The sequence below is a fragment of the Methylobacterium sp. AC690 genome (assembly GCF_979256535.1).
Map to the genome: position 1 here is coordinate 66,180 of NZ_CEEDOX010000005.1, position 7,796 is coordinate 73,975.

Annotated in this window: 7 protein-coding genes and 1 pseudogene; 4 read left to right on the forward strand and 4 right to left on the reverse strand. The window is 74.4% G+C overall.

What is annotated here, in order from left to right:
- The first annotated feature begins 3 nt into the window (after positions 1–3).
- Entirely contained in the window at positions 4–756 is a 753-nt protein-coding gene (locus AC0IY1_RS07365) for a lysophospholipid acyltransferase family protein (protein ID WP_471768855.1), read from the forward strand.
- Positions 756–1,886: a glycosyltransferase family 2 protein gene (locus tag AC0IY1_RS07370; protein WP_471768857.1), complete on the forward strand. Its 1,131-nt coding sequence runs from the start codon at positions 756–758 to the stop codon at positions 1,884–1,886. The genes AC0IY1_RS07365 and AC0IY1_RS07370 overlap by 1 nt, the downstream gene beginning before the upstream one ends.
- On the opposite strand, the gene cutA is transcribed toward AC0IY1_RS07370, so the two are convergent.
- A complete protein-coding gene (gene cutA / locus AC0IY1_RS07375; protein WP_055949535.1) occupies positions 1,865–2,197 on the reverse strand; it encodes a divalent-cation tolerance protein CutA in 333 nt (110 codons plus the stop codon). The two genes, AC0IY1_RS07370 and cutA, sit on opposite strands and share 22 nt — an antisense overlap.
- A gap of 148 nt (positions 2,198–2,345) precedes the next feature.
- On the opposite strand from cutA, the gene AC0IY1_RS07380 reads away from it, so the two are divergent.
- A complete protein-coding gene (locus AC0IY1_RS07380; RefSeq protein WP_055949532.1) occupies positions 2,346–3,116 on the forward strand; it encodes an NAD kinase in 771 nt (256 codons plus the stop codon).
- 7 nt (positions 3,117–3,123) lie between these two features.
- Here AC0IY1_RS07380 and AC0IY1_RS07385 read toward each other — a convergent pair whose 3' ends face one another.
- The 3 genes and pseudogenes from AC0IY1_RS07385 to AC0IY1_RS07395 all read right to left on the reverse strand — a co-directional run.
- Complete coding sequence (locus AC0IY1_RS07385; protein WP_471768744.1) at positions 3,124–4,839, reverse strand: DUF2336 domain-containing protein; 1,716 nt, start codon at positions 4,837–4,839, stop codon at positions 3,124–3,126.
- Entirely contained in the window at positions 4,836–5,945 is a 1,110-nt protein-coding gene (locus AC0IY1_RS07390) for a lytic transglycosylase domain-containing protein (protein WP_471768745.1), read from the reverse strand. Before AC0IY1_RS07390 ends, AC0IY1_RS07385 begins: the two co-directional genes overlap by 4 nt.
- 259 nt (positions 5,946–6,204) lie before the next feature.
- Positions 6,205–6,612: pseudogene (locus AC0IY1_RS07395) on the reverse strand (rhodanese-like domain-containing protein); the annotation flags it as partial.
- A gap of 65 nt (positions 6,613–6,677) precedes the next feature.
- On the opposite strand from AC0IY1_RS07395, the gene ftrA reads away from it, so the two are divergent.
- Positions 6,678–7,712 (forward strand): transcriptional regulator FtrA, encoded by a 1,035-nt coding sequence (gene ftrA, locus AC0IY1_RS07400; protein ID WP_471768746.1) that lies wholly within the window; start codon positions 6,678–6,680, stop codon positions 7,710–7,712.
- Positions 7,713–7,796: the final 84 nt, after the last annotated feature.

Below are 7,796 nucleotides of genomic sequence, written 5' to 3' on the forward strand. Positions count from 1 at the left end.
TTCATGGTCGGGTACTTCGACCGCTACGTCCGACGCCACCTCAACGCCCTGCGGCTCGCCCGCTGGGGCGTGCCGGCCTGCGCCGACCATCCCGGTCCCGTGGTGGTCTACTGCAACCATCCGGCCTGGTGGGACGCCGCCGTGGTCATCCTCCTGGCCGGACGGCTGTTTCCGCGCCACGAGAGCTACGCGCCCTTCGACGCGCGGATGCTGGAGAAGTACGCGGTCTTCGCCCGGATGGGCGCCTTCGCGGTGGACCTCGATTCGGCCCGCGGCGCGGCCCAGTTCCTCAGGGCGACGCGGCGCATCCTGGGGGCGCCGAACCGGATGATCTGGATCACCGCCCAGGGTCGCTTCCAGGACGTTCGCGCCCGGCCGCTGGGCCTGCGCGCCGGCGTCGGCCGCCTGCCCGAGATCGCGCCCGACGCGCTGTTCGTGCCGCTGGCTCTCGAATACGCCTTCTGGGAGGAGCGCGGCGGCGAGGCCTTCGCGGCCTTCGGAGCGCCGATCCCCGGCGCCGAGCTGCTGGCCCTGCCCCGGGCCGAGCGCCTCGCCCGGATGGAGGCGGACCTGACCGCCACCCTCGACCGGCTCAGTCTCGACGTGATCGCGCGCGCGGCCGACCACTTCACGCCGCTCGCATCCGGTGCCAAGGGGATCGGCGGGATCTACGATCTCTGGCGGCGCCTCGGGGCCGTCGTCACGGGGCGGCGCTTCGAGCCGGCCCACCGCCAGAAGGGAGATCCGGTTCCGTGATGCTCGGTCTCGCGATCCTGGCCCTGGCCTGTGCGCTGCTGCCCGCCCTCGTGGCCTGGGTGAACCTCTCGATCCTGCGCACCCCCGAGCCGGACCTCGACGTCCGGGCCCGGGTCTCGGTGCTGATCCCGGCCCGCAACGAGGCCGCGGTGATCGCCACCACCGTGCGGGCCGCCCTGTCGAGCGCCGGCGTCGCCCTGGAGGTGCTCGTCGGCGACGACCATTCCACCGACGACACCGCCGCCATCGTGGCCGCCATCGCCGCCGAGGACCCGCGCCTGCGCCTCGTCCCGATCCCGCCCCTGCCCGAGGGCTGGACGGGCAAGAACCACGCCTGTGCGCGGCTGGCCGAGGCCGCGACCGGGACGCATCTCCTCTTCGTCGACGCCGATGTCAGCCTGGCGCCCGCCGCGGCGGCGGCGCTCGCCGCCCATGCGCGCCGGACCGAGAGCGCCCTGGTCAGCGGCGTGCCGCGCCAGCGCATGGGCTCGCTGGGCGAGCGCCTGACGGTGCCGATGATCAACTTCCTGCTCCTCGGCTACCTGCCGATGGCGATGATGCGGGCCTCCCCGCGCCCCAGCCTCGGTGCCGCCTGCGGCCAGCTCGTCCTCGTCGGACGCGAGGCCTACGCGGCCACCGGCGGGCACGGCGCCGTGCGCACCAGCCTGCACGACGGCGTCGTGCTGCCGCGCCGCTTCCGCCAGGCCGGCTACCGCACCGACCTCGTGGCCGGGCACGCCCTGGCGACCTGCCGGATGTATCGCGGCTTCGCGCAGAGCTGGGCCGGCTTCTCGAAGAACGCCCACGAGGGCATGGCGACCCCGCGGGCCCTGCCCGTCTGGACCCTGCTCCTGGTCGGGGGGCACGTCCTGCCCTGGCTCCTCCTCCTGGCGGCCCTGGTCGGCCTCGGATCCGGCCACGCCGCGTTCCTGGCCTTCGCCGCCGCCCTCGTCTCCCTGGCGACCCGGGCGGCGATCACCCTGATCACCCGCGAGCCCCTGGGGACGGTTCTGCTCCACCCGGCGACGGTGCTGGTCGCCCTGGCGATCCAGTGGACCGCCCTCCTGCGGCGCAAGGGCAGCGGCACGCCCCTGTGGAAGGGCCGGAGCTACCCGATCGGCGGCCCTTGAGTCTCCGCCGCGATCCAGGCCGCGGTGTCGGGGTCGGCCCCTGCCACCGGCAGGTGCAGGATGATCGGCGTCGCGTAGGGGTGGCGGGCCTTCAGGGCGGCGCCGAGGGCGTCGGCGAGGCTCTCGCGGCTCTTCAGGATCGCGACGACTTCCGAGCCCTGCTCCACCGCGCCCTTCCAGGCGTAGACCGAGAGCATTCCCGGCAGGACGTTGACGCAGGCCGCGAGGCGCAGCCGCACCAGCGCCTCTCCGACTTTCAGGGCGGTGCCCGCATCCGGGAAGGTGGTGTAGACGAGAAGCGGCCGCTCCATGCTATGGGTCTCCGACCAGGGCTCTGCCGCTCCACCGGCGGGAGCGGGCCGGCGGGGATGCCGGCAGGACTGGAATCGAGACGCTGGCGCGAACGCTCCGCGTCGGCAAGGTGGTCGGCCAGGTGGTCGACAGGACGGATGTGAGCCCATGGCCCGGCGTTTCGAACGGCTTGCCTTCGTCGCGAGTCCCACGGAGGACGCCCGCCAGGCGGCCGCGACCCTGATGCGGCGCTACGACCACGTGCCGCCCGACGAGGCCGACGTGGTGGTGGCGCTGGGCGGCGACGGGCTGATGCTCCAGACCCTGCACCGCTTCATGCATGCCGGCACGCCGATCTACGGCATGAACCGCGGCACGGTCGGCTTCCTCATGAACGAGTTCCGCGAGGACGGGCTGATCGAGCGCCTGGAGAACACCAAGCGCAGCATCATCCACCCGCTGATGATGGAGGCCGTGGACACGGAGGGGCGCCGGCACCAGGCCCGCGCCCTGAACGAGGTCTACATGCTGCGCCAGACGCACCAGACCGCCAAGCTGCGCATCTCGATCGACGGCCATGTCCGCCTGCCGGAGCTCATCGCCGACGGCGTGCTCGCGGCGACCCCGGCCGGGTCCACCGCCTACAACCTGTCGGTGGGCGGGCCGATCCTGCCCCTCAACGCCCGTCTCCTGGCCCTGACGCCGATCTCGGCCTTCCGGCCCCGGCGCTGGCACGGGGCCCTGCTGCCGGACTACGCCCGCATCCTCATCGAGGTGCTGGACGCCGAGCACCGGCCGGTGGCGGCGGTGGCCGACCATACCGAGTTCCGGCGGGTCTGCACGGTGGAGACCTGGCTCGACCACGCCACCAACCTGACCCTGCTGCACGATCCCGGCCACAGCCTCGACGAGCGCATCCTGCGCGAGCAGTTCGGCTGAGCGCCCCTCAGGCGGCGAGACGCGCCCGGTCCTCACGGTAGCGCGCGATCAGCGCCTCGGGGATCGCGTCGAGCACGACCTCGGTGGCGAGGGCGCGGCTTCGGGCGCGGCTGCCCTCGAACTCGGCCAGCAGCGCGTCGGAGAGTCCGTCGAGGATCAGGCCCACCGGATCGGTGCGCGCCGTCTCGACGTCCGCCGACGCCTCGGCCGGCACCACGGCCAGTATCTCCGCGACCGCGGCGACCTCCGAATCCCCCGAGGCCGGCCGATTCGTCACGATGGGCAGGGCTTCCGCAGCGGGGTCGACGGCCACCGGAGCGGACTCGACCAGTGGCACTTCCAGGGTTTCTTCCGTAGTCGCTTCCGTAGTCGCTTCCGAAGTCGCTTCCGAGGTCACTTCCGAGGTCGCTTCCAAAACCTCCGGCACCGCCGCCGCGACAATCTCGGCGGCCGGTTCGAAGGTTGCGGTGGGGGCGGCCTCGAGGGCCTGCGGCGCGTCCCAGTCTGCGAGGACCTGGCGCTGGGCCTCGCGCCACTCGGCGTCGAGGATCTCGCGCTCGATCCGCAGGATCTCGCTGCGCTCGGCCTCGGCGGCGAGTTCGCGGGCGAGCACCCGGGCCTCGTCGCGGGCGGCCTCGGCCTCGAAGCGGGACAGCAGCGCCATGACGCTCTGGGCCTCCGCGAAGGGCATCGTCTCGCAGGCGGTCAGCGCCCGCTCGATCATCAGGCGCGACAGGCCCGCCCCGGCGCTGGCGATGGTGCCCGCCCCGGCCTCGCGCCAGGCCGACAGCGCGGCGCTGAAGGCCGGCAGCAGCACCGGCGGCAGGCCGGCCTTGCGGTGCAGGGCCGCGAAGGCGGCGGTCGAGGCATCGTGCATCAGGCCGGCCACCCGGCGGACGGGCAGGCCGGCGAGATCGGCCAGGGCCATCTCGGCGAAGGCCATGTTGCCGGACAGGATCGCCCGCAGCAGCAGGCCGGCATTGAGTTGGCCGCAGGCCTTCAGGTGGGCGACCAGCCGGGCGAGGTCGACGGGATGGGCCTCGGCGCAGAAGGCCAGGGTCGTGCGCTCCTGCGCCTCGCGGCTGGCGCGCGCGCTGCGGGCCGGAGTGAGCCAGCCGGAGGAGACCGCGAAGGCGGAGAGCGATTCGGCGAGGCGCGTGGTCACGCTCTGGCGCACCTCGAGGGGCAGGTAGGGCCGGGCCAGGACCGCCTCGCGCAGGGCGGCCACGTCGCCGTGGCGCTCCACCATCCGCATCAGGCTGCCGGTGGTGATGTGGGCGCTGCGGTTCCGGGCGAGCACGACCAGGGCCTCGGGCTCCGCGATCTCGGCGAGCGCCCCGGCGACGGCCGGCGACAGGTCGATCCGGCTCGCGATGGCGCGGCGGGCGGCGAGGCACCCGATGGCGACGCCGTCGACGAGGTCGGCGTCGCTCAGCACGGGCGAGCGGGCCAGCACCAGGGTGGCGATCTCGGCCTGGTCGCCCGCCAGCGCCACGATCAGGGGACGCGGGGCGTTCGCGCAGGCGGCGCAGGCCTCCGCCAGGGCCCGGCGCACCAGGCTCGAGGGATCGTCCAGGAGGGCGAGGAGGGCGGCCTCCGCCTCCCAGGCGATATCCTCGCCGAGGCCGTCATAGAGGTAGGCGCGGGCCAGGGCACCCGCGGCCTCCGCCCGTCGCGCCGCGGAAGTGTGCTGCGTCCAGGCGAGGAACTGGCGGATGATCATGAGCCGCTCCGGATCGTGAAGAGGGACAGGTCGAGGGGGGCGCCGGGGCGGGCCGCCTGACTGGAAGCGCCGAACTCCGCCGGACGGCGGGGCGGCAGCGGGGCTCCGACCAGGGCCGTCGCGGCGGCCGGCACGGGGTTCGCAGCGGTCGCCGGTGCGACGGTGGCGGCGGGCGCGCTGCCGGTCACGCTCTCGGTGCCGTCCGAGCGCGGGAAATAGGTCGGCGCCGCGCGGGCCGGCTCCGTCCGGCTCGCATCGGTTCCGGCGCTGCGCCCCTGCCAGAGGCGGGCGACCCCGGCCGAGACGCCGCCCTGCTGGCGCGGATCCGTCTGGAACATCGAGCGCAGGCCGCCCTCGTTGAGGGAGGCGTAGGCGGTGGTTCCCTCGGGCAGGCTGATCGTGGCGGCGGGCGTGGCCGGCGCCGGGCCGGTGCGGGCCGCGGCGAGGTGGGCGTAGAGTTCGGCCGCGCCGCGCGGGCGCCCGGTCTTGTCGTAGAACAGGCCGCGATTGGCGGCGGCCGCCTCCGGCATGTCGAGGGCGGCGGCCCGGGCCGGGCTCGCCTGCGCGGTGGCGATGAGGGCGGCGGCTCCGCGGGCGCCGAGGACGTGGGCGGCGTAGAGGTCGCCGCCGGTGGGCTCGCGCCCGAGGGCGCCGCTCAGCGCTTCCCGGTTCTGCTCGGTCAGGGCGCCCGCCAGGGTGGCGGCGATCCGCGGATCGCGGCGCAGGTCGAGGATGGTCTGCTTGGCCGCCGGATCGCTCACCGCGTAGGTGCCGTCGGCGCTCCGGGTGATCGCGTCCGCGTAGGTCCCGAGGCCGAGGCGGGGACCGGCGGTCTTCAGGGTGCCGAGCCAGGTCTGCTCGATGAACTGGAACAGGCCGGTGGCCGAGGAGGTGCCGGCCTTGGCGGAGGGGTCGAGGGCGGATTCGCGCTGGGCCGTGGCCAGGAGATAGTCGAAGCCCGCGCCGGAGGTCTGCGCCCCGTCGCGGATCGCCTCGATGACCCCGCTCGACGCGCCCGTGCGCCCGGCGGCGCCGTCGCGCGTGCCCAGGTCCCGGCTGGCGCCGGGATCGCGGGCAGTGGCGGGGGGCGTGGTGAAGAGGAACATGGCCGTCCGGCTGGGGGCGGACCCAGGCGCCGCCCCGACGGCAACTTTGTTCTCCCTATGGTAAAGGAAGATTGAACAGTGGCCTCGCGAACGATGGCCGATTTCAGGAATGGTCCCCGCCGGACTGGTCTTCACGCGGGCAGGCCAAGTCGCTCGTGGAATCCAATTCGCCCGCCATGGCCAAGCCGCGCGTGGAATCCAAGTCGCTCGTGAAATCCAAGTCGCTCGTGAAATCCAAGTCGCTCGCGGAATCCAAGTCGCTCGCGGAATCCAAGTCGCCTGCGAAAGCCAACGCCTCGTCGGCCCAGCCGGTCAGCCCGCCGAGCATGAGCTTGACCGGCCGGCCGAGCTCGGCGAGCCGCAGGGCGGCCCGGTCGGCCCCGTTGCAATGGGGGCCGGCGCAGTAGACCACGAACAGCGTAGCGGCGGGCCAGGCGGCGAGGCGCTCGGCCGTGATCAGGTGGTGCGGCAGGTGCACGGCGCCCGGAATGTGCCGGCGCCGGAACGCCGCCGCCGACCCCACGGCGTGCAGCAGCACGAAGTCGGGCGGTCCGGCGCCCAGGGCGGCCGCCACGTCGGCGCAATCGGTCTCCAGTTCCAGGCGACGCCGGAAGTGAGCGCGCGCGATTGCGGGTGGGCAGGCGGGAATGGCGGTCACGGGGCTCATCGTGGGTCTCCATCGCAGGGGACGACAGACCTACCAGCGGGCGCGCTCCTTGGCGGCGGCCCGGATTGCCGGTTAGCGTCGCGATCATGCCAAAGTCGCAGGCGCGCCTCTCCCCCGCCGACCGTCTCGTGGTGGTGCTGGCCTATGACGGTCTCTGCACCTTCGAGTTCGGCGTCGCCGTGGAGGTCTTCGGCCTGCCCCGCCCCGAGATGGGGCCGGACTGGTACCGCTTCGCCGTGGCCGGGCTCGATCCCGGGCCGCTGCGGGCCGAGGGCGGCGTGCGCCTCCTCGTCGATGGCGGGCTCGACCTCCTGGATCACGCCGGCACCATCGTGGTGCCGGGCTGGCGCGGTGCGGACAGGCCCGTTCCCGAGGCTCTCGCCACCGCCCTGCGGGCGGCCGCGGCCCGCGGAGCGCGCATCCTGTCGATCTGCTCCGGCGTCTTCGTGCTCGCGGCGGCGGGCCTCCTCGACGGGCGCCGTGCCACCACCCATTGGCGCCATGCCGCGGCCCTGGCCGCGCGCCATCCCGGCATCCGCTTCACCCCCGACGTCCTCTACGTGGACGAAGGTCCGATCCTGACCTCGGCCGGCTCGGCCGCCGGGATCGATCTCTGCCTGCACCTCGTGCGCCGCGATTTCGGGCCGGCCGCCGCGAATGCCGTCGCCCGGCGCCTCGTCGTGCCGCCGCACCGGGACGGCGGCCAGGCCCAGGTGGTGGCGGGTGCGGTGCCGACGCTCCACGAGGCGGCGCGGATCGGGCCGCTGCTCGATGCCATGCGGGCGGCGCCGGCCCGCGACTGGCCGGTCGCCCATCTGGCGGCCCGTGCCGGCATGAGCCCGCGGACCCTGCTGCGCCGCTTCTCCGCCGCGACCGGCACGACGCCGGCCCGCTGGCTCCTCGATCTGCGCCTCGCCCGGGCCCGGGATCTGCTGGAGCAGGCGGACCCGCCGCTCCAGGCCGTCGCCGAGGCGGCGGGCTTCGCCACCGCCGCGACCCTGCGCCGGCATTTCCGCCGGCGCTACGCCGTGACGCCCGCGGCCTATCGGGCCGCCGTGACGCCCGCGGCCTACCGGGCCGCCGCGCGGCCACGGGACTGACGCCGCCTCGTCGGCGGGTGGCCCGCCCACGAAAAAACGCCCCGGAGGGCGCTGGGTCGGTTCTGGCTGGGTTGGAAGATTTGG

Coding starts and splice junctions, on each gene's coding strand:
- AC0IY1_RS07365 (WP_471768855.1), top strand. CDS start 4: ATGGTCGGGTACTTCGACCGCTACGTCCGACGCCACCTCAACGCCCTG.
- AC0IY1_RS07370 (WP_471768857.1), top strand. CDS start 756: ATGCTCGGTCTCGCGATCCTGGCCCTGGCCTGTGCGCTGCTGCCCGCC.
- cutA (WP_055949535.1), bottom strand. CDS start 2,197: ATGGAGCGGCCGCTTCTCGTCTACACCACCTTCCCGGATGCGGGCACC.
- AC0IY1_RS07380 (WP_055949532.1), top strand. CDS start 2,346: ATGGCCCGGCGTTTCGAACGGCTTGCCTTCGTCGCGAGTCCCACGGAG.
- AC0IY1_RS07385 (WP_471768744.1), bottom strand. CDS start 4,839: ATGATCATCCGCCAGTTCCTCGCCTGGACGCAGCACACTTCCGCGGCG.
- AC0IY1_RS07390 (WP_471768745.1), bottom strand. CDS start 5,945: ATGTTCCTCTTCACCACGCCCCCCGCCACTGCCCGCGATCCCGGCGCC.